Origin of the sequence: Collinsella sp. AM24-1, from assembly GCF_003470325.1 — a bacterium.
Taxonomy (GTDB): domain Bacteria; phylum Actinomycetota; class Coriobacteriia; order Coriobacteriales; family Coriobacteriaceae; genus Collinsella.
The window spans coordinates 77,374-98,629 of record NZ_QRHM01000001.1 but is presented as its reverse complement, the minus strand read 5'-3'; the positions used below and the strand labels follow the sequence as shown (position 1 = coordinate 98,629).

The 21,256-nt window shown below is 58.0% G+C and carries 17 protein-coding genes; 11 read left to right on the top strand and 6 right to left on the bottom strand.

The window, feature by feature from the left end; genetic code table 11:
* Positions 1-39: 39 nt before the first annotated feature.
* The gene (locus DW661_RS00410) at positions 40-843 is read right to left on the bottom strand and encodes a DeoR/GlpR family DNA-binding transcription regulator (protein WP_118377573.1); all 804 of its coding nucleotides are present in this window, start codon (positions 841-843) and stop codon (positions 40-42) included.
* Between the two features lie 335 nt (positions 844-1,178).
* On the opposite strand from DW661_RS00410, the gene DW661_RS00405 reads away from it, so the two are divergent.
* Positions 1,179-2,036 carry a class II fructose-bisphosphate aldolase gene (locus DW661_RS00405; protein WP_118934096.1) on the top strand — a complete coding sequence of 286 codons (858 nt, stop codon included), beginning with the start codon at positions 1,179-1,181 and terminating at the stop codon, positions 2,034-2,036.
* 322 nt (positions 2,037-2,358) lie between these two features.
* Here the strand turns inward: DW661_RS00405 and DW661_RS00400 are convergent, their stop codons facing one another.
* The 3 genes from DW661_RS00400 to vsr form a co-directional block, all read right to left on the bottom strand.
* On the bottom strand, positions 2,359-2,982 hold the full coding sequence (locus tag DW661_RS00400) for an HAD family hydrolase (RefSeq protein ID WP_089572377.1): 624 nt from the start codon (positions 2,980-2,982) through the stop codon (positions 2,359-2,361).
* A 56-nt stretch (positions 2,983-3,038) separates the two neighbouring features.
* Entirely contained in the window at positions 3,039-3,968 is a 930-nt protein-coding gene (locus DW661_RS00395) for an AraC family transcriptional regulator (protein ID WP_158568392.1), read from the bottom strand.
* A 498-nt stretch (positions 3,969-4,466) separates the two neighbouring features.
* Positions 4,467-5,453: a DNA mismatch endonuclease Vsr gene (gene vsr, locus DW661_RS00390; protein WP_118384932.1), complete on the bottom strand. Its 987-nt coding sequence runs from the start codon at positions 5,451-5,453 to the stop codon at positions 4,467-4,469.
* A gap of 144 nt (positions 5,454-5,597) precedes the next feature.
* On the opposite strand from vsr, the gene DW661_RS00385 reads away from it, so the two are divergent.
* Both DW661_RS00385 and DW661_RS00380 read left to right on the top strand, forming a co-directional pair.
* Positions 5,598-6,383 carry an ABC transporter ATP-binding protein gene (locus DW661_RS00385; RefSeq protein ID WP_118934092.1) on the top strand — a complete coding sequence of 262 codons (786 nt, stop codon included), beginning with the start codon at positions 5,598-5,600 and terminating at the stop codon, positions 6,381-6,383.
* Positions 6,373-8,610, top strand: coding sequence for an ABC transporter permease (locus DW661_RS00380; protein WP_118934091.1), 2,238 nt, complete (start codon positions 6,373-6,375; stop codon positions 8,608-8,610). Before DW661_RS00385 ends, DW661_RS00380 begins: the two co-directional genes overlap by 11 nt.
* Before the next feature lie 189 nt (positions 8,611-8,799).
* Here the strand turns inward: DW661_RS00380 and DW661_RS00375 are convergent, their stop codons facing one another.
* The gene (locus tag DW661_RS00375) at positions 8,800-9,765 is read right to left on the bottom strand and encodes a response regulator transcription factor (RefSeq protein ID WP_117646252.1); all 966 of its coding nucleotides are present in this window, start codon (positions 9,763-9,765) and stop codon (positions 8,800-8,802) included.
* Positions 9,766-10,095: 330 nt separating this feature from the next.
* Between DW661_RS00375 and ptcA the strand changes: the two genes are divergently transcribed.
* The 5 genes from ptcA to DW661_RS00350 all read left to right on the top strand — a co-directional run bounded on the left by ptcA (position 10,096) and on the right by DW661_RS00350 (position 16,295).
* Entirely contained in the window at positions 10,096-11,169 is a 1,074-nt protein-coding gene (gene ptcA / locus DW661_RS00370) for a putrescine carbamoyltransferase (RefSeq protein ID WP_117646253.1), read from the top strand.
* A gap of 133 nt (positions 11,170-11,302) precedes the next feature.
* Positions 11,303-12,742, top strand: a complete 1,440-nt coding sequence (locus DW661_RS00365; protein ID WP_117785928.1) for an APC family permease — start codon at positions 11,303-11,305, stop codon at positions 12,740-12,742.
* Between the two features lie 367 nt (positions 12,743-13,109).
* On the top strand, positions 13,110-14,315 hold the full coding sequence (locus DW661_RS00360) for an agmatine deiminase family protein (protein WP_089572369.1): 1,206 nt from the start codon (positions 13,110-13,112) through the stop codon (positions 14,313-14,315).
* A gap of 398 nt (positions 14,316-14,713) precedes the next feature.
* The gene (locus DW661_RS00355) at positions 14,714-14,896 is read left to right on the top strand and encodes a hypothetical protein (RefSeq protein WP_117637033.1); all 183 of its coding nucleotides are present in this window, start codon (positions 14,714-14,716) and stop codon (positions 14,894-14,896) included.
* A complete protein-coding gene (locus DW661_RS00350) occupies positions 14,886-16,295 on the top strand; it encodes an APC family permease (protein WP_117716323.1) in 1,410 nt (469 codons plus the stop codon). The genes DW661_RS00355 and DW661_RS00350 overlap by 11 nt, the downstream gene beginning before the upstream one ends.
* A 36-nt stretch (positions 16,296-16,331) precedes the next feature.
* Here the strand turns inward: DW661_RS00350 and DW661_RS00345 are convergent, their stop codons facing one another.
* Positions 16,332-16,523, bottom strand: coding sequence for a hypothetical protein (locus DW661_RS00345; protein ID WP_118206356.1), 192 nt, complete (start codon positions 16,521-16,523; stop codon positions 16,332-16,334).
* Between the two features lie 128 nt (positions 16,524-16,651).
* Here DW661_RS00345 and DW661_RS00340 point away from each other — a divergent pair, with 128 nt between their 5' ends.
* The 3 genes from DW661_RS00340 to DW661_RS00330 all read left to right on the top strand — a co-directional run bounded on the left by DW661_RS00340 (position 16,652) and on the right by DW661_RS00330 (position 21,061).
* Positions 16,652-17,644 carry a helix-turn-helix transcriptional regulator gene (locus DW661_RS00340; protein ID WP_118934089.1) on the top strand — a complete coding sequence of 331 codons (993 nt, stop codon included), beginning with the start codon at positions 16,652-16,654 and terminating at the stop codon, positions 17,642-17,644.
* A 315-nt stretch (positions 17,645-17,959) separates the two neighbouring features.
* Entirely contained in the window at positions 17,960-19,588 is a 1,629-nt protein-coding gene (locus DW661_RS00335) for an amidohydrolase (RefSeq protein ID WP_158568391.1), read from the top strand.
* Positions 19,589-19,684: 96 nt separating this feature from the next.
* Positions 19,685-21,061, top strand: a complete 1,377-nt coding sequence (locus DW661_RS00330) for an MATE family efflux transporter (RefSeq protein ID WP_089572364.1) — start codon at positions 19,685-19,687, stop codon at positions 21,059-21,061.
* Positions 21,062-21,256: the final 195 nt, after the last annotated feature.

Sequence of the window (21,256 nt, the reverse complement as noted above, 5' to 3'; positions counted from 1 at the left end):
CACCACAAAGGGGACAGGCACCTTTGTGGTGGTTTTTGTTTAAGCGCCGGCGATGAGGAGATTTGGGCGGGCGTTGTCGACGATCTCGGCGATTGAGGTGGCGACGGCGTGATCGGGGTCACGGTCCATCACGATGGCGTTGACGTCGATTAGCTCGGCAAAGCGGTACATGCCGCGTCCGTTGACCTTGCTGGCGTCCATGAGGGCAACGCCTTGACGGGCGGCGGAGATCATGGCTGTTTTGGTCTCGGCCATCTGCGGAAAGTCGGTCGTAAAGCCGCAGCCGGGAACAAAAGCGCCGGGGCACATGACGGCAAGGTCGGCATGGACCATTTGGAGCGCCTGCATGGTGAGCGGTCCGTACAGATAGCGATGACCTTTGCGCAGTGCCCCGCCCAGCATGACGACATCGACCGAGGGCATGCTCTCGTCGATGTAATCGGCAATGGTAATGTCGGCCGTGATGACGGTGATGCCATCGCGCTGGTCGAGGAGCCGGACAAACTCGAGCGCCGTGGTGCCCGAGTCGACGAGCAGCGTGTCGCCGTCATTGACGAGCTCGATGGCGCTTTGCGCGATGGCCTGCTTGGCGGCGACATTGACGTTGATACGGCGATCCTGGGTGGATACGGTCAGTCGCTTCTGGAGCGACACAGCGCCACCATGCGTGCGGCGCAGCTTGCCGGACTCGGCGAGCGCGTCTAGGTCGGCGCGGGCGGTAACGGAGGACACGCCAAAAGTCTGGGCGATTTCTGCCACTTGCACTGAGGCGTTATGTTCGAGCATTTCCATAATGGCGGCGCGACGCTCATCGGCGAAAGCTCGGGTTGTTGCATGGGCCATATCCGCTCCATCATCGTCTGAAATTTGCAGGAATTGTGTTGAGTCTATTTTCGTTCATTTTCTTTTTAAGTAAGAAAACGCCTTTCGATTACTTACTTTTTCTATAAAAGAAAGATGATCAAAGCTCAAAACTCAATTTCGAACACGCACGCTCGGGTTCGACCCCTTCCGTTTGCTTTTCAAAAATGAAGGTTGGACCTCGCGCGATGACAATATCTCGCACATGCATACCCGCTGAATTTCATACAATGAGCGCAGCAAAACGCAAGGTAAAACACCTTGTGAACAACTACGCCCGATGTCCAGATGCGGGCGAGGGAGAGGAGCAAACGCTCATGGCACTTGTTACCACCGAAAAGATGCTCAAGGACGCTCAGGCCGGCCGCTACGCCGTCGGCGCGTTCAACGTCGAGAACCTCGAGTTCGTTATGGCCGTTCTGGCCGCTGCCGAGGAGACCAAGTCCCCCGTCATCATGCAGACCACCCCGGGCACCATCAAGACCGCTGGTCTGGACTACTTCTACGGCATGGTCAAGGCTGCCGCCGAGCGCGCTTCCGTGCCCGTTGCCCTGCACCTCGATCACGGCGATGGCTATGACCGCTGCATGCAGGCTTTCCGCACGGGCTACACCTCCGTCATGATCGACGGTTCGCACGAGTCTTTCGAGGACAACATCGCTCTGACCAAGTCCGTCGCCGATGCTGGCCGCGCCATGGGCGTGCCCGTCGAGGCCGAGCTCGGTAAGGTTGGCGGCAAGGAGGACGACGGTCCCGCGGTTGAGGGCGAGAGCCCCTACACCGATCCTGCCGAGGCCAAGGAGTTTGTTGAGCGCACCGGCTGCACCTCGCTGGCCATTGGCGTTGGCACCAGCCACGGCGTGTACACGAGCGATCCTCACATCGAGCAGTCCGTGGTCAAGGCCATTCGCGACGCCGTCGACGTGCCGCTGGTCCTGCACGGCACCTCCGGTGTGCCCGATGAGCAGGTTGCCGAGGCTGTGAAGAACGGCATCTGCAAGGTTAACTACGCCACCGAGCTGCGTCAGGCTTACACCAAGGGCTTCATGGCCTACATGGCCGAGAACCCCGCCTGCTTCGATCCTAAGAAGCCGGCCAAGGAGGGCATGCGCGAGATCACCGAGCTGGTTAAGATCCGCATGACCAACCTCAACTCTGTGGGCAAAGCAGAGTAACAGCAAGGGTACTCCGACTCGCTACATATCCCGGGGAGGGACGAGGGCTTAGTTCCCCAATCGTCCTCGGGCATGCAAAAAGCCTCGCTGCGCACTTCGTGCGGCGAGGCTTTTTGCCCCCTGCGGAAAGATTGGGGAACTAAGCCCTCGTCCCTCCCAGGTTGACCTACTCGAGGTCGTCGCCCTTGTGGCGTTAGGTCTGAAAATAATAAGAAGCCTTCGCGCTGCGGAATGATTTTGGAAACTAAGTACGGGGACCCGCCCAAGCCGTCCTGCTCAATCGCCCTTGTGGCGTTGGGGCGGAAAGGGTGGGGCGCGTGGGTTATTTGGTTGTTAGGGTTAGTAGGTCGTTGGGGGTTTTGAGGTTGTAGGTGGCGTTTGGGATATCTTGGTGTGATCCCCATGCTGCTCGGGCAAAACTGACCCCTGCTGAAGTTGCGCACTGTTCGTCGTAGACGGTGTCGCCAACGTAGACGACGTTGCCAGGATTCGCGCCCGCACGTCGGAGATATTCGAGCATGGGCGCGGGTGCGGGTTTATGTTCGGTTGTGTCTTCGACAAGGATGATGTGCTCAAAATACTTATCGAAACCAAGGGGTGCAATTTCTTTTGCGTATTCGTCGCGCGCACGTGAGGAGACGATGCCAAGTTTGCAGCCGCTATCGGCGAGTGTTGCGATGACTTCAAGCAAACCTGGAAACACGCTGATGGTGCTTTTAAAGCTGGCGGCAACTTGGCACCAGCGATCCAACGTTGCCTGCGAGTAGATCCCAAGTTTCTCAAGGGCATCCTTGCCGGGTATGCCGAGGGCAAAGTCAAGCTCGTGTCGGGGAAGCGTTTTGCTGGTCTCTTCTTGGACAATCTGGACAAGCGATGACAGAACGCTTTCTTCTGTATCTGCCAATGTCCCATCAACGTCAAATACGATATGGTCAAAGTGCTTCATATGATTGCTCCTCTCTGTTGTTTGCCTGCAAGTTTGATGCAGTGACAGAAGAAGGGTTAGCGGGATTTCTGCCTGGTGCTATCGAGATTCTGCCTCGCTGCTCGATAGCTCGAAGGAGTGCACCCCATTTGTTCTTTAAATACCTGGCCAAGATGGCTTGCTGTTATAAATCCGCATTGGCGCGCGACTGTCTGTACCGTTCGCGTGGTGTGTGCCAAAAGTTCGCAAGCACGGTTTATGCGGTATGCGCGTAGATATGCCGCCGGGGTCGTTCCTGCACAAGCTTCGATAATGCGGTAACACTCTCTTTCGCTTACGCCGGCTGCAGATGCCATCTGGGGCACATCTATAGCGGCTGCATAGTTTGCGCGGATAAAGTCCAGGATTGCCTTGAACTGTACGTCGCGGCTGGTCATCCAAGAGGCGCCGTCGGAAGAAAAGAGCGGTTCGGCCTTGGCGTTAATCTGAATCCAGAGCTCTGACAAACTATTTCGAAGCGCCATCTCGTTCTGCGGCCGTTGAAGGTCGTGGCTAAAGGAGCTCTTCAGCAAATCGATAAAGGGCATATCGTCGGGATTGGTGGGCGACCATTTGAGCACATCGACGCCTCGACATTGAAGCAATGGGTTGATGTAGCGCTTTTGGAGACGTCCCGCGGGATCGCCGAGCATCGACGGCTGAAAGATATGCAGCATTTGAATGGCTGGCGCCGAATTGGGTGATTGCAGCGTGCTGTGCAAAACGCCGCCGTTGATAAAGCCGGCGGACCCTTCCTCAAAGCGTACGTGCTCATGAGCCGCGTGCGTTCGATAGTCAATCGCTCCCTGCTCCATATAGAAAAGCTCAACTTCGGAATGCCAGTGCCAGGGGACGGAATTGCCCGGATAGCGAGCGAATTCTGCGCGTTCGGCAATATAGGGCCAGTCTTCGGCGGTCTCGGGAAACGCTTCCTCGCGTCCTCCGCGGTGCAATTCTATGTGATCCATGTTTCGCATGGCATCAGTATAAAGCGCGATGGGCTTAGATTGCTCTTGCCTGTTCGGGGAACGCCTTGTCTAGGGATGCTTGGAGCTTTTCGAAGGATGCTCGTAAGTTGAGGCTCTGATCGGCTGAGCGCTTGGCTTTTGTGGTGGGGGAGTCGAGGAGACCGTTTCTCTGTGTCGGGGGGGAAGGAGAAAAGGTTTGCATGTTTTAGGGATGGCTGCTGTGCTGCGTCATTGGAAGAATGCATGCTTATGCGGCCTCCTCGATGTCCACCAAAAGGTTGCGCACAGGGTGTGCTGCTAGGTCCCGTGCGTTGGCAGTATTATGCAGCGGACCGTTCAAAGAAGCGCTAAAGAAAGGCTTAACCTGGTTTGGTGTTACGATGAAACCGCAGGTCAAGGCTATTGAGTAACACTCTTGAAAGGTTTTGGGCTTAAGGGCTTTCTAAGGTTTGTGACGTGGATGTGGCTCGCCTGTGTGGGGCGTGTGAATGCTCGCTGTTAGCGCTGCGGCTCTGCAGCCCGTACCTGCTCGATGACCTTTTCCATCGTGGCGTCGATGCGGTCTTTTTTGAGCTCGCATTCCCAGATGGTTATGGGTGTCCAGCCCATTTGAGTGAGTGCCGCCACGGCAGCGCGGTCGCGCTCGACGTTGCGACGGAACTTTGCCTCCCAAAAATCAACATTGCGCTTGGGCTGGCTCGGGTTGCACTTGGGGCAGCGGTGCCAAAAGCAGCCGTTGACGAAGATGGCGATCTTGCGCCCGGGAAAGGCGATGTCGGGCTTGCCGGGCACCTTCCATTCCAAACGATAGCCCGTGAGGCCGGCGGCCCGTAGGCGCTGGCGAACGAGCAGCTCGGGCTTGGTGTTGGCGCGTTTGTTGCCCTTCATGGACTTTTTGATGGCGGCTCGACGGCGGACCAGTTCGCGCTCGTCAGCGGAGAGGTCCGAGGTATCGATGCCGTCCAGCAGGCCGGGCTTGGGGCGCTTTTTGCTGTGGCGCTTAGGCTTGCGCTTGGGTTTGGTAGCGGGCTCGTCGGCCGTGGTCTCGGTATCGTTGGCAGCGCCATTAGCCTCAAGCCGGTCTTCCTTCAGCTCAATCAGCGCATCAATGAGCCCCTTGTCGGCGGGCATCCATTCCACCGTGGCAAGCGAGGTGCGCGGAATCCAGCGGATATCGAGCTGGCGGTCGTGCTTCTGGGGCTCATCGGATTCATCAGCCAGCGAGCAGTAGTAACACTCCATTGAGAGATGAAAATCGGGGTAGTCATACTCAACGGTGTAGAAATCACGTAGGTTGGTGACCTTTACCTGTAGCTCTTCCATAAGCTCGCGGCGCACAGCGTCTTCGGGTGTTTCGCCGCGCATGAGCTTGCCACCTGGGAACTCCCACAGTCCCTGCATGTCGCCGTAGCCGCGCTGCACGGCAAGCAGCTCGTCAGATCCATCCTTGCGAATGATCCCAGCGGCAACATGAACAGTCTTCAACAGGAGTCCTCTCTCCACATCAACACATGGCAGGCTACCCTTACCTTACACAACGGTAAGGCAAGCGTAAGCCATATCGATGGTAGCCGACTCGGCTCCTTGCGACTATAGATGCCGTAGACTAATCGCAAGAAAGGACTCGGTATGCAAACCACCCAAATGGCGACCCCGGTACTGGAGGTCGCGCATCTCGAAAAGGTATATGGAGCGCTGGGCAACGTGACCCGCGCGCTCAACGACGTCAGCTTTACCGTCAACCGCGGTGAGTTCGTTGGCATCATGGGCGCCTCGGGCTCGGGCAAGTCGACGCTGCTCAACTGCGTGTCGACCATCGATAGCGCCACGAGTGGCACCATCCGTATCAACGGCCAGGACGTGACGCGCATGAAGCAGGCCAAGCTTTCGCAGTTCCGCCGCGAGGAGCTGGGCTTTATCTTCCAGGACTCCAACTTGCTCGATACGCTCACGGCGCGCGAGAACATCGCCCTGCCGCTCACCATCGCCCGCACAAACTCGGCAGAGATCTCGACCCGCGTGCAGGATGTGGCAGCGCGCCTGTCCATCAGTCAGGTGCTCGACAAGTATCCCTACCAGATGTCCGGCGGTCAGCAGCAGCGCGTTGCCGCGGCTCGCGCGCTCGTCACCGACCCCACCATGATCATGGCCGACGAGCCCACCGGCGCCCTCGATTCCAAGAGCGCTCGCCTGCTGCTCGAGAGCCTGGAGGCCCTTAACCGCCGCCTGCGCGCCACCGTGCTCATGGTCACGCACGACAGCTTTGCCGCCAGCTACACGAGCCGTGTGCTGTTTATTCGCGACGGCAAGATCTTCACCGAGCTGCGCCGCGGCGACACCGACCGCCGAGAGTTCTTCGACCGCATTATGGAGGTCGTTGCCATGATGGGCGGTGAGGGCTCCGATGCTCTGTAAACTCGCTTGGGGTAACGTTCGCCGCGCCGGCCGCGATTACCTCGTCTACCTTTTGACGCTCACCTTGGGCGTCACCGTTTTCTATGCCTTTAACACCGTCTCGATGCAGGTCGATATTGCCGGCATTGAGGAGGAGGGCCTATCCGAGCTCATGGGGACCATGCTCGGCTATCTCACGTACTTTTTGGCCGGCGTCATGGCCTTTTTGATGGTGTATGCCAATTACTTCATCATGAAACGCCGCAAGAAGGAGTTTGGCCTGTACCAGGTGCTCGGCATGGGGCGCGGTCGCGTTGCCACGATCATGGCGCTCGAGACGGTGATCGTTTCGGTCGGCGCCTTTGTCGCCGGTATTGTGCTGGGCGTGGGGCTCTCCCAGCTCATGACGTTCTTTACGGCTTCGCTCTTTAAGACACGGATCGCCAATTTTCACTTCTTTTTCTCGGTGCATGCGTTCAACCTGACCCTTGCCTGCATGCTCGTAATGTTTGTGCTCACGCTGCTGCTGAACCTTCGCGCCGTGCGTCGTACCAAACTCATCGAGCTTATGGGTGCCGAGCGTCGCAACGAGAGCATCAAGACACGCAGCCCCTGGATCGCGATTGCCATCTTTGCCGTGGGCGTGGTGCTTGTGGGCGTGGCCTATTACCGTCTGCTACGTGATGAGTTCCCGCTAACCGCGACGGACAGCAAGCTGCAAGAGGCCATGAGCCAGTTTGGCATTACGACCGCTATGGTTACAGTGGGCACCTTTGCCCTGTTCTGGGGACTCTCGGGCATGCTTATCAAGCTGCTGCAGAGCCTGCGCAGCGTGTACTGGCGCGGCCTCAACATGTTTACCGTGCGTCAGCTTTCGGCCAAGGTCAATACGGTGTGCTTTTCGATGGGCGTCATCGCGATGATTCTGTTCCTCGCCATCACCTCGGTGACCTGCGGTATGTCGATTGCCAACGTGATGAACGAGAATCTGGAGCGCTATAACCCTGTTGACGTGTCTCAGACATATGTCTATTACACGCCCGAAACGCTCGACTACTACAAGGAGTATGTCAATCCGTCTGAGGCCGATCGCATGGTGCTGGCCGATGCAACGGTCGATTTGTACGCTGCATGGCATGGCGATCGTAAAGATCCCGATAACGTTGCAGACGGTATTAAGGGCAAGTCGGCGGACAACAACGACGAGACCGGCAAGAAGGTCAATATCGCCGATGTTGCCGGTGAACATGTGCAGATCGATTCGTATCTGAGTTACCCGCTTGGCGGCTCGGGCCCCTCGGTGGTGGCGGGTGAGATGTGCAAGGCCATGGGCGAAAAGCTTCCCAAGGCGCTTGAGGGAAGCAACGCCGATGCGATGGGTCTGTTTGTGACGCCGGCGAGCCAGTACAACAAATTGCGCCAGATGATGGGCGAGGAGCCGGTGAGCATTGGCCGGGACCAGTACTTGCTTACGTGTGATATGGGCGGTGAGCTGGGCGACCTGTACACCAAATACATGGCCGGCGGCCATGCCCTCACCTTGGGCGGGCATGAGCTCAAGCCCGCAACCGATAAGTCGGACGAGGACACGGCGGCCATCGCCAACTCGGCGATGGGCAGCAATCCCGGTACCGTGGTCGTAGCCGATGAACTGCTGTCCCAGCTTAACCTGCAGCCGTATTCCAGTAATCTGCTCGTTAACTACAAACAGGGGATGGATACGACCGAGGCAGACGAGAGCATTAAATACACCTTGCTCGACAATCTGCTCGTTGACGGCAAGGAGCCGGGGTCGTGGGGAGTCTTCATCACGCGTTCCGAGATGTACACGCAAACAGCGCAGATGAACGGCATGATTAGCTATCTGGCCATCTACATTGGCTTTGTACTGGTCGTTGCGTGCGCGGCAATCCTATCGATCCAGCAGCTCTCCAATGTGGCCGACGGCAGCCGCAGCTATCGTGTGCTGGCACAGATCGGCTGTGACGACCGCCAGATTCGCCATTCGGTGATGGCGCAGCAAGCGGTATTCTTCCTGTTCCCGCTGGCAGTGGGCCTGGCGCACTCCTTTGTGGCACTTAAGGTGATCATCGAGCTGGTGAGCATATTCGGAAATATGAGCATCGGCGGCACCGTGGGCCTCACCTGTGCAATCTTCCTGGCAGCCTACGGCGGCTACTTCTTGGTGACGTACCTCATGAGCGCCGGCATGGTACAAGCTGCCATCGCCACCCGCTACAGCGAGTAACCTGCCTAGCGAAAAGTAAAATCATCACAGGTTGAGCATAAGTCAGCGAAAGCATCCCTAGGCGAGCAAGGTGACGTGAAAGAGGAGGGAAGCGTACTTCGGTACGCGACCGACGATTGAACGTCAGATTGCCGCCTAGGGGCGCTTGCAGCGTCGAGCCGTTACGCGGTTTGGCAAAACCGCGTAACCTCAGCGCTTCCAAAAGTGGAGGATCAACGTCGTGCGGTTTTGCTGCTCGGTTTTGACCAGGATGTTGTGGATGTGGGTCTTGACGGTGCCCACGGCAAGGAATAGCTCGTCAGCGATCTCTTGGTTCGATTTGCCCAGCACAACCAGACGCATAACTTCGGTCTCACGGTTGGAGAGCTTGTAGGCGTTGCGATAGAAGGGCATCTGCTCTTCGATGTGTCGATCAAGATCGCTGACGTTCTTTTCCTCGGGTGCCTCCTGCATGCGGATTGAAAGCACGTGGTAGGAGTAGATGATCAGCAGAATCGCAAAGTAGCAGGCAAAGACGTTTTCGCTAAAGTTGCGCTCGGACAGATATAGTTGCAGCCAAGAGGGCGCCAGACTCATGGGGACAATCAGAATGTTGTAGAAATCCTCGGCAACGATGCAACCGACCAGAATAGCGCCGATAATCAGGTGCTTTTGTTGGTTGTTGACACGTGCCTTCAGCTCGACTTGTGTGCTCTTGCGTGCCGTCCAAAAGATATATAGCCCCACGAAAACAAGGAATACCTGACGCATCGTGTAGTAGAGCCATTGATGAATGGGGCCGTAGGGGACAGCGACGATAATCAGCGACTCGCACAGCAAAAACGTTAAGACGGGGATAGCGAACTGCTTTTTAGAATGTTTGTCGAGCAAGTCCATGGCAATCAGCCAAATAAAAGCCTGCGAAGCGGTCGCCACAAGGGTCCGCAACACAGGCATGGTAATGGAGTAATAGTCGTTGGCCGGAAAACTCTGGTTTTGCAGCGTGTATTCAAAAAAGAAAATCTCGGTCATCTCGATGGCATAGCAGATAAATACGCCGCTGCCATAGACAAAGAAGCGTCGACGAGATGAGGCATAGGCGGCAAGCGAAAGCACTGCCGTCACAATACAGATCACGAGTATTGCTAGGGTATAGAAGAACATCAGAGTGTTCATCTGTCACCGTCCCATCTCATTTAATCTATGGCCGAGCTCTGTATACCTTGTGGGATATAGACGTCTCAACCCTTCGTTTCATTGCGGATTAGGCGCCGAGATACAGCATAGCCGTATACCGTTCGCGGTTCTAGATGGTAAACCCCCTGTAAACTCTTGACCTGCGGGTTTATATTGGTTTAGAGGGGATGTAACTCCGTGAACGGTCTTTAATCCCGAATAAACTAGGTAAAAATTGCATACGGGTGAATGATGGTCTTGTCAACACGAGGCGTGATGTTCGAGCGCCTCATAGTAATAGTCGGCAAGACCGGCGGAAAGGAAATCGACATGGCACTGCCTAAGGATTTCATCGACACCAACGACTTCACCAAAGAGCAGATCCTGGCTATCGAGGATCTTGGCCTGGCAATGAAGAAGGCCATCAAGGTTGACGGTTATTATCCGCACCTGCTCCGCAACAAGAGCCTTGGCATGATCTTCCAGCAGGTTTCCACCCGCACCCGTCTTTCCTTCGAGACCGCTATGACCGACCTCGGCGGCCATGCTCAGTTCTATGGCCCTGGCACCATCCAGCTCGGCGGTCACGAGTCCCTGGGCGACACCGCTCGCGTTATGGGCTCGCTGCTCGACATCATGATGGCTCGCGTTGACCGTCACAAGGACGTCGTCGGCCTCGCCGAGGGCTCCGCTGTGCCCGTCATCAACGGCATGTCCGAGTTCAACCATCCCACGCAGGAGATGGGCGACCTCATGACCATGCTCGAGAACCTCCCCGAGGGCAAGAAGATCGAGGACTGCACCCTGGCCTTCATCGGCGACGCCACCCAGGTCTGCGTCTCCCTCATGTTCATCGCTTCCAAGGTCGGCATGAAGTTTGTCCAGTTTGGACCTAAGGGCCACCAGATCCCCGACGGCGGCCTGCACGTTGGCACCGTCGAGGAGCGCGCCGAGTTCGGCAAGCAGATGATGGCCATCGCCGAGGAGAACTGCAAGGTCTCCGGCGGCTCGGTCGTCATCTCCGACGACATCGAGTGCATCAAGGGCGCCGACTTCATCTACACCGACGTGTGGTATGGCCTGTACGACGAGGAGGTCTCGGGCGAGAACTACATGGACGTGTTCTATCCCAAGTATCAGGTCACCATGGACATGATGAACTTCGCCGGCGCAGGCTCCAAGTTCATGCACTGCCTGCCGGCCACCCGCAACGAGGAGGTCGTCGACGAGGTCATGGACGATCCCGAGCGCTCCCTGTGCTGGGTCGAGGCCGAGAACCGCAAGCACTCCATCCGTGCTCTCCTTGCCGCCCTGGGCAAGCGCACCCCGCTCAACGACGAGGGTGTCGAGTACTCCGCCAAGGCTGAGCTCCACGCCGCTCTCGAGGCTCTCGAGCAGCTCTAAGCCTCAAGGCTTCTAAAAGCACGTTTGCGGGCGGCGGATGCTCGTCTCCTGTCGCCCGCTCACCGAGGCCCAAGCAATTGCCTTAATACCTTAGGGCCTCGGATCTGTCCAAGACTGAGCGAAGGAGCTCATCATGAGCGACGGAAAGAAAAAGCTATCCTTCTTGACGGTCATTTCGACCATCATCTGCGTCGTCTTCGTTTGCGAGGCCGCCGCTCCTGCTGCTGCCATTGGCAACCAGCAGTTCTTCTGGTGGATCTTCCTGATCCTGACCTTCCTGCTTCCCTACGGCATGGTTGTCGCCGAGCTCGGTACCACCTATGACGGCGAGGGCGGCATTTACGACTGGGTACGCGATGGCCTGGGCGACAAATGGGGCGCCCGCATCTCGTACTACTACTGGGTCAACTACCCGCTGTGGATCGCCTCGCTGGCTACCATGTTCCCCGACATTTTGGGCATGGTCTTTGGCGTCGAGTTCAACTTGATCGCCAAGATGGGTATCGATCTTGCCTTTGTGTGGATTGTCTACCTTATGGGTCGCTCCAAGGCGGCCGACTCCGAGTGGGTCCTTAACGGTGGCGCCATCATCAAGGTCGCCGTCGCCGTTATCGTCGGCGCTTTGGGCATTTGGTATGCCATGGAGAACGGTTTTGCGAACGACATGTCCGCTGCCACCTTCCTGCCCGAGCTCACCAACACCAACGCTCTCGGCTACCTGTCGATCATCATCTTTAACTTCATGGGCTTCGAGGTCATCTGCACCATGACCGACGATATGGCCGATCCCGCTCGCGATATCCCCAAGGCCATCATCGTCGGTGGCCTGTCCATTGCCGTCATCTACCTGTTCGCCGGCTTCGGCATCGGCGCCGCCGTGCCGGCCGATTCCATCGATCCCGACTACGGCATGATCGTCGCAGTCCAGACCATGGTGGGCGACTCCATGATCTTTAAGGTCATCTGCATCGCCTTCCTGATCACCCTGTTCGCCAACATGGCCGCTTGGTCCTTCGGCGTCAACTCCGTTGCTCGCTACGCTGCCGAGCACGGCAACATGCCCAAGGTCTTCGCCTCGATGATTTCGGATGACGACATGCCCAACGGCGCCAACCTGGTCAACGCCATCGTTGCCTCCCTGGTGCTGTGCCTGCAGCTCGTGCCCATCGACGCCATCTCCAACGGTGTCTTCTGGATGCTCTTCGGCACCTCCGTCGTCTTCCTGCTGCTGACCTACATCCCGATGTTCCCGGCGTTCCTCAACCTTCGCAAGAACGACCCCAACCGCGAGCGCATCTTCACGTTCCCGTTTAAGGGTGCCATGATGAAGGTCATGCTGGCCATCCCTTGCATCGAGCTGATCCTGGCCATCGTTGCAACGCTGGTGCCGCTCTCTGCCGCTGAAATTGGCGACAAGCTCCCGATGATCGTTATCTTCATCGTGCTTCTGCTCATCGGCGAGGTTGTCCGCGTCGTCAGCGCCAAGGGCCGCGAGACCGAGTACAAGGGCCTCACTCCCGAGCTGGCAGCTCAGCGTCTCGCTGAGGAGGCCGCCGAGGCCGAGGAGAACTAGGGCACCCGGTTCTGGGGCTCCAACCCTCCTCGCGTACCAACGTGCGCTTCGTCGGGCTTGTCGCTCCCGACTCCGGGCACTCTAGCTTCTTCGGAGACGTGCCCAAGCGACAGGTTTGCTAACCATTCCCCGGGGTGGGTGTGAGCGATAGCTCCGGTAACCACCGCCCACCCCAATCTCTCTTCCGTATCCTTCGTGCGTTTTGTCTCCGCGCACTTGGTTACGTCGTCGCTTGCCGGTGCGACTCCGTGAAAACCGGCGCCGGGCGCCCCGACCTTTGCCGGGGAACGGGCGCCTACCATCTCTTGGTTTTAGGCTGCGGGTAACCCGCCCGCAGCAAGCGATCGTTCGATTTGGAGGAAATCTTATGCGTACGATCACCGAGTCCGAGTCCACCCCCAAGGCCGACGGCTTCTTTATGCCCGCTGAGTTCGCCCCGCAGGATCGCGTGTGGATGGGTTGGCCCCACCGCACCGACACCTGGGCCCACGGCGCCAAGCCGGCTCAGAAGCAGTATGCCGCCATCGCCCGCGCCATCGCCGAGTTCACCCCGGTTACCATGTGCGCCAACCAGGTCGACTATGCCAACTGCAAGGCCGTCTTCGAGGAGGACGAGAACGTCACCGTCATCGAGATGACCACCGACGACGCCTGGTTCCGCGACACCGCCGCCACCTACGTCATCAACGGCAAGGGCGAGAAGCGCGCCAACCACTGGCACTTCAACGCTTACGGTGGCCTTGTGGATGGCCTCTATTTCCCGTGGGACAAGGACGAGCAGATCGCCCTTAAGATGGCTGAGCTCTCCGGCTGCCGTCGCTATCGTCCCGATGACATGATCCTCGAGGGCGGCTCCATCACCGTCGACGGCGAGGGCACCCTTGTCGTGACCGACCAGTGCCTGCTTTCCCCGGGCCGCACCTGCTCTGCGGTTCTGGAGGAGGAAGAGGATCCCGAGTCCATCTGGCCCAAGTTCCACAAGAAGTTTGAGCCCTGGAGCGAGGAGCTTCGCGCCTATATGGACGAGCACCTCAAGGATTACCTGGGTGTCGAGAAGGTCATCTGGGTCAAGGAGGGCATCGACCCCGAGGAGACCAACGGCCACATCGATGACGTCGCCACGTTCATCGCTCCGGGCGTCATGGCCTGCATCTGGACCGACGATCCCGAGTATCCGTTCTACGAGCAGTGCCACGCTGCCTACGAGACCCTCTCCAACGCCGTTGACGCCAAGGGCCGCAAGATGAAGGTCTACAAGCTCTGCATGCCCGTGAACCCGCTGTTCATGGACCAGGCTTCCTGCGACACCATCGACGCCGACGAGAACGCCGAGCCGCGCGTTCCCGACGAGCCGCTGATCGCCTCCTACATGAACTACCTGGTCACCAACCACGGCGTTATCGTCCCGCAGTACGGCGACGAGAACGACCAGCTGGCCGTTGACACGCTCCAGAAGATCTATGACGAGGTCTGGGGCGAGGGCGTCTACAAGTGCGTCGGCGTTCAGTCCGAGCAGGTCGTCTTCGGCGGCGGCAACATCCACTGCATTACCCAGCAGGAGCCCTCGGCGTAACTCAGGCACGCCACCTTGGCGTTCACTCGTCGCTTACGTAGCGTCAGTACGCTACGCTCCTCGTTCGCGCCAATCTGGCGCACCTGAGCACGCCGAGTAAACGTCTGACTTTCCGAGCCGTGATGCTTCGGGAACCCAGCCGATCAATCGGACAATCGGCGAATCGAACCATCTTGGGGCATTGATGGTCGGCTTGCCCGATGTCTTGGTCGGTTGGGTTTTCTTTGGGCACTCCGTTGCCTCCACTTCGGAGTGCCCTTTTCTTTGATTGAGTACGCGTCTGGCCTGGGATTTTTTGCGGGTTAGGCCAATTGTTCGCTTGAATTTCCCAGGTCAGACGCGTTTTCAATTGCCGAAAGTTATCGGTCGTGAACGCGGCCGTTTTGATCGGAGTATCTATGTACCAGCGTATCGTTATCTACACGCGCCTGTTCCGCGAGCGTTGGTCCAACAAATGCATCCTCTCCTCTCTCTGGGATGGCACCTGCACCGGTGACGCGGCCTGCAACCCTACCTTGGGCTGCGCCTTCGGTACAGATGCCATCCTTTTTGCTGTAGGGGGCGCGCGCCATGGCAGGTAAAAAGTTCTCCCTGATCGAGGTCATCCTTTCGGTTATCTGCGTCGTGTTTACCATCGAGGCGGCGGCTCCGGCATCTGCCATGGGTAACGTACAGTTCTTCTGGTGGATTTTCCTTATCATTACGTTTTTGCTTCCCTATGGTCTGGTGGTGGCCGAGCTGGGTACGGCGTTTGATTCCGAGGGCGGCCTGTACGATTGGGTTCGCTTGGGCCTGGGCGACCGTTGGGGCGCCCGTTGCTCTTGGTGCTACTGGGTTAACTTTCCGCTGTGGGTGGCAAGTATCGCCTGCATGTTCCCCAGTGTCATTAATGCGGTGTGGGGTATCGAGTTTTCACTCGGGATCCGAATTGCCATCGAGATTGCCTTTGTGTGGGGCGTCACGGTCATGGCAATGCAGCCGGTGGCGGAGGCCGATTGGGTTATGGACGGCGGCGCCGTCATCAAGGTGCTCATTACCGCTGCGGTGGGAATCGTCGGCATTTGGTTTGCCTGCAATAACGGCTTTGCCAACGACATGTCGTTTAAGACCTTCATTCCAGATCTGGGCGACACCAATTCGTTGACGTACCTATCGATTATCCTGTTCAACTTTATGGGCTTCGAAGTGGTCGCGACCTTTGCCAGCACGATGAAGAACCCGTCGCGTGATATCCCCAAGGCGGTTATTGCCGGTGGCGTGGCCATTGCGGCGATCTACATCATCTGTGGCATTGGCATTGGAGCCGCGGTTCCCACCGAGCAGCTTTCACTCGATTCGGGCATTGTGGACGCAGTCGCCGCTATGGTGGGGCGCACCCACCCGCTGACGATGGTCGTGGGCGTGGCCTTTTTGGTGACGCTGTTCGCCAATATGATCTGCTGGAGCTTTGGCGTCAACAACGTAGCGAGCTGTGCCGCACGTCACGGCAACATGCCGCGCCCCTTTGCGCTGGTGTCCAAAAAGACCGGCATGCCCAACGGCTCGGCGCTCATTAACGGCTGTTTTGCCAGTCTGGTGCTGCTGCTCCAGATTCCGCTGGGTGAGGGTTCCGACGTCTTTTGGGTCTTCTTCTCGATGAACGTCGTCTTTCTGCTCATGAGCTATATTCCCATGTTCCCAGCGTTTTGGCGTCTGCGCAAGCACGATAATCGCTCGCGTGTGTTCCGTGCGCCTTTCGAGGGCAAGGTGCTCGCGGTGGCGCTTGCGATTCCCGTGGTGGAGCTCGTGCTTTCGATTGTTGCTACGATTGTGCCGCTCAACAGCTCACCTGCCGAGATGGCAAAGTTGCCGATTCTCGCGGGCGTAGTGATTGGCCTGTTATTGGGCGAGGTTTCGCGCCTCATATCGCGCCGCGGCCGAAGCGTCGACAATCCCGGCGTTGGTGCACGGGGGTCAGGTTACTTTGCACCAAAACAGTAAGCGCCGCGAGTTACGCAGCGCTTGGTGCATCTTGGATTACTGTTCGCGGTGCTCGGGATCGGAAACGAGCTTAGGCGCAAAGTAGGGGACGTGGCCCAGATAGGGGCAGCTGTCCGAACGCTCTTCGACGACACAGGGGACGTCATTGTAGGTAAGTGAGTCGCACAGGTGGACGATGGCCTTGGCGGCAGGGGCAACGAGTATTTTGAGCGGTGCGATAGGCGCCATGGCATCTCCTTTCATCGGTGAGACACAGCTTGTTTATCTAAACGATACAGTACGTTTAATCGGTGAGTCTAATCTTGCGGCAAAGAATCTGTCAACATCCTCACGGCATCTAGACAGGGGAGGCGGGCATGAGTTTCGCGTTCTATATCTACACCACGATTATCATGGGTGTGGCTCTGGTGACCAGTGCCGTGGCATTGGTGGTTTGGCTCATGACGCACCGTCGCGACAGCCTAGTGGCCGCGGCGGGCTTTTTTCTCTACATGCTCGATATGTCGGTCATCTTTTTTGACGAGTACACTCGGCTCAAATATGACTACGCCGTTACCTTTAGCGAGCCGCTGCAGCACCCCTTGCTGCGCTGCGTGCTCGGTATTGCCATCTATGCTTGCATTGTGCTGTGGATGTTTGCACGCTTGCGCAAAAGGCCGACGTCGCGCATGCTCGGGCTCGCTATCGTGCCGTTTTCAATCTTGCAATTGCTGCTGGTGCCTCGCAGCGGCGCTGCCGGAGAGATGCAGCAGTATCTCTTTTGGCTCACGCGTGACCTGGGCAATGTAGGATGTCTTGCCTATGCCGCCTGGCATTACCGGTGCAGAGCCACTCGTGTTGAGAAGCTGGACCTCGACCGCTCAAAGCTCTTTTGGAAGGTGGCACTCGTTCTTGCGTTTTGCGTAATCGCCGAGGACACCTACATGATCTTGTTCTGCCACCCCGACTTTCAAAACCCCGTCATCAGCCTCTTTTTGTGGTATCTGTCCGAGCGCAATATCTCCGAAAACGTGCTGCTCGTGGTATGCGCGGCTCAGCTTTTTTGCCAGTTTAGCCATATCCTGCGTGTGTATGCCCGTCATCCGCGTGCCGATGAGGACGTGGCGGCCGAGAGCGCAAGCTCTGAGGACGACCTCGCATCGCGTGTGGTGATTTATGCCGACGCCCATAAGCTGTCACGGCGCGAGCAGGAAGTGCTCACACTGGTGCTGAAGGGCAACGACGCCCAAAACATCGCCAGCGAGTTGGTCATCAGCCCTGGCACGGTCAAGGCACACTTGCATCGCATCTACGTTAAAAGCGGTGTCTCCAACCGAGATGACCTCATAGATACCTTTTGGCGTTCCTAGCCCTATTCTTCCTTGCATGCGGGTCTTGCCGTGTGGGCGGGCACGCCGTTGGGCGTAATGACGCGGTAATAATCTCAGACAATAAACCTGCAGGTAAAGCGTGTAAACCTGCTTAAACTGACCGTTTGCGGTCCCTGGCCTTGGCATGGATTTGCCCCTGTGTATCAATGGGTGTAGCGCGAAGCCGCGGACGTGGGACAGACGTCCGAGCACGGCTTGTAGGCACGCGCCGATGCGGGAGCGCTACGCTCCCAACCGAGTGCCCACGCGGGCGGTGCGTCCGCGTTGCAACCAAAGATGCCTGAGGAGGCTCACATGGACAAGGCTGATGTAGTTATCAAGAGCAACGCCGTTTTTACCGGCGATGGGCTCGAGCCGTTTAAGGGCGGCGTTGCCGTGCGGGGCGATAAAATCGTTGCCTGCGGTGACGATGCCCACCTGGCACCGTTTATCGGTCCCGATACCGAGGTGCGCGACTTTGGCGACCAGCTCGTCATGCCCGGCCTGATTGACTCGCACACGCATTTTGCCCAGGGCGCGTTCATGACCGACCCCGATTTTGCCGTCAACCTCATCGACTGCACCAGTTTTGAGATGGCGATGGAACGTGTCGTGGCGTTTGCGGCCGACCATCCCGATAACGAGTGGATCCTGGGCTGCCAGATTATCCAGTTCCAGTGGGATGTCCCCGAGATGCCCACAGCCGCGATGATCGATGAGTACATCTCGGACCGCCCGGTCTTTCTGCAGCAGGTTGACCTGCATACCTTTAGTGCCAATACCTGCGCCATCAACAAGGTGGGAGTAACTTCGCAGACGCCCGATCCCGCAGGCGGCAAGATCCTTAAGGATGCCGAGGGCAATCTGACGGGCGTGTTTTCCAACAACGCCGGCGTCTTCTTTATGGACGAGGTCTACGACCCAGCGCCCGAGGTTGTTGACGCGTCGTTTGCAAAAACCGCCCGGCGCGCCAATGCCCTGGGAATCACTACGGTCGGCATGGTCAATCCTACGTTTGTGAGCATGGAAAACCCGTATGCGGTGTTGGCAGGTCTTAATGCCAAGGGCGACTTGCCACTGCGCGTGTTCCTGTACACCGATCTGTTCGAAAACGAGTCCTTAACGCTCGAGCAGATCAAGGAGAAATACGCCTTCTCGGGTACGCAGGTCGAGTGGCACGGCTTTAAGCAGTTTCTTGATGGCGTGTGCTCCGACCACACCGCTTGGATGCTTGAACCCTATTCCAACGCGCCCGATACCTGCGGTGAGCCCGCGGAGGATCCAGAGCGCATCCGTGCCGCCATTGTCAGGGCGCAGGAATGGGGCGTTGACACGCGCGTCCATACGATCGGCGATCGCTCGGTGCGTTTTGTGCTTGATTGCTTTGAGGAGGGCGAGCGCTTGCATGGTAAGCGGGGTTGCCGCCACTCCATGGAGCACAACGAGACGGTTGAGCCCGAGGATCTGCCGCGCTATGCCGAGCTGGGTATATGCCCTGGTATGCAGCCGTGGCACATGCTGCTCGATATGGCTGACCTTGCCAAGGACGATGCCGTGGGCCCCGAGCGTGCTGCGCTTTCGTGGCCCCTGCATAGCCTGCTTGCCAGCGGTGCCGTGGTGCACCTGGGCAGTGACTTCCCCGTTGTGGGCTTGGAGCCCATGGAGGAGGTGTACGGCGCGGTCTTCCGCATGCTCGAGGACGGCTCCAACCCAGAAGGGTGGTTCCCGCAGGAGCGCATCACCATGGCCGAGGCCCTGCGCGCCTACACCTACGGCAGCGCCTACGCCATGCATGCCGAGGATCGCATCGGTACGCTCGCATGCGGCAAACAGGCTGATATCTGTGTGCTCGACCGTAACCTCTTTGACTGCGAACCGGCTGAGGTCCTCGAGGCCACGGCGTCTCTCACGATGATTGCCGGCAAGGTGGTCTACGAGGCCTAGCGGGGCTGCTGCATCGCTGGGCGGTGCCGCAGCCTGTGCGTGCCGCCCATCCATTCATGCATCCATTCATCAATCTCTCATGGAAAGGGGAGAACAATGGCAGAAGAAACGACCGCCGCTGTTGAGGAGGAGCGTGAGCTTGCCTCGCAGCCGATTCCCGGCCTGGTGCGCAAGTACACCATCATCACCGGCCAGGGTATGCTCGCCCAGATTATCATGGTGGTCCTTGAGGGCCTCGTGATGGGTTGGGGCCTGGGTGCACACGGCCTGGCCTGTGTTTCGATCATCATGTCGGTCGAGTACATTAACCTGGCCTTTGGCAACCTGTTTGGCACCGGCGTGCCCGCCGTGGTGGGCAACCTTTTGGGTGCCGGCGACATTAAGGGCGCCAGCAAGGCGTTTAGCCAGGGTTTTTGGCTTACCACGATTGTGAGTGTGCTGCTTGCTGTGGTGATGGCTGTGTTTACCGAGCCCATCTGCGCATTCTTCGGCGCCACGCCCGACATCATGGCCGATACCGTTGCCGGCGTGCGCACCTTCTCCGTGCTGCTGCCGCTCACGGTCATTGGTCAGATGGTCACCGCCGTCATGCGTGTGGACGAGAAGGTTCAGATCCAGGCCAACCTCATGACCGTGTCTGCCATCGTCGCTATCTGCTGGCTTGCGCTTTCCACGTTTGTGCTCAAGCTTGGCGTTATGGGAGCTGGTGTGTACTACGGTCTTTCCATCGGTATCTGGGCCATCGGTATCTTCTGGTTCATCGGCGGTAAGAAGTCGCAGCTCCAGATCAGCGCCGCCGACCTCAAACTCGACATGGCCATCTGCGGCCAGATCATCAAGATTGGTTTCCCGTTCTTTTTGGTGCAAGCTGCCACGTTCATCTTCAACACCGTTGCCAACTCGTTGCTTGGCCAGCTCGGCGGCGACATGGGTTCGCTCTACATCGCGGCCTTTGGTGTGATCAACGGCTACATCCTCTACATTACCATGATGGTCGCCCAGTGCTTCTCGTACGGCCTGCAGCCCATTGCCGCCTTCAACGCCGGCGCCAAGGCGTGGGCGCGCCTCAAGGAAACGCTCTCCTGCACGCTTAAGTACCAGGTCGTGACGCTTGCTGCGGTGTCTGCTGTGCTATGGGTGGCCGCAACGCCGGTCTGCGCCTTTTTTGCTGGTAGCGATCCGGCGCTCGTCGAGGTTGCCGCCAACGCCACGCGCATCGTTATCCTGGCCGTGGCCCTGGGCTATCTTGCCATGACCATGTCGATGTACTTCCAGGCGGTTGAGAAGGTGGGTATCGCCACGTTCACCGGTCTGCTCCGCTACGTGATCTGCTCCGTGCCGCTTATGTACCTGCTTGGCAACATGATGGGCGTTCAGGGTGTCTGGTTTGCCTTGGTGGCGGCTGACGCCATCACTGGTCTTATCTCCATCGCCCTCGCCGTCCGCGAATCCAAGCGACTTGCCACGCTCTAGACTCGGACACGGCCGGCCCGCGATAGTCGAATAAGTCAACTCGCCTGCAAGCCACCACAATGGGGACAGTTCCCATTGTGGTGGCTATTGTTATTTAGGGTCTGAGATTTCGGCTCTATAAATAACGTTTTTGAACTGGGCTACTAAAAGATTGTGGAAAACACTACTACAAGATTATGGAAAACGCTACTGCAA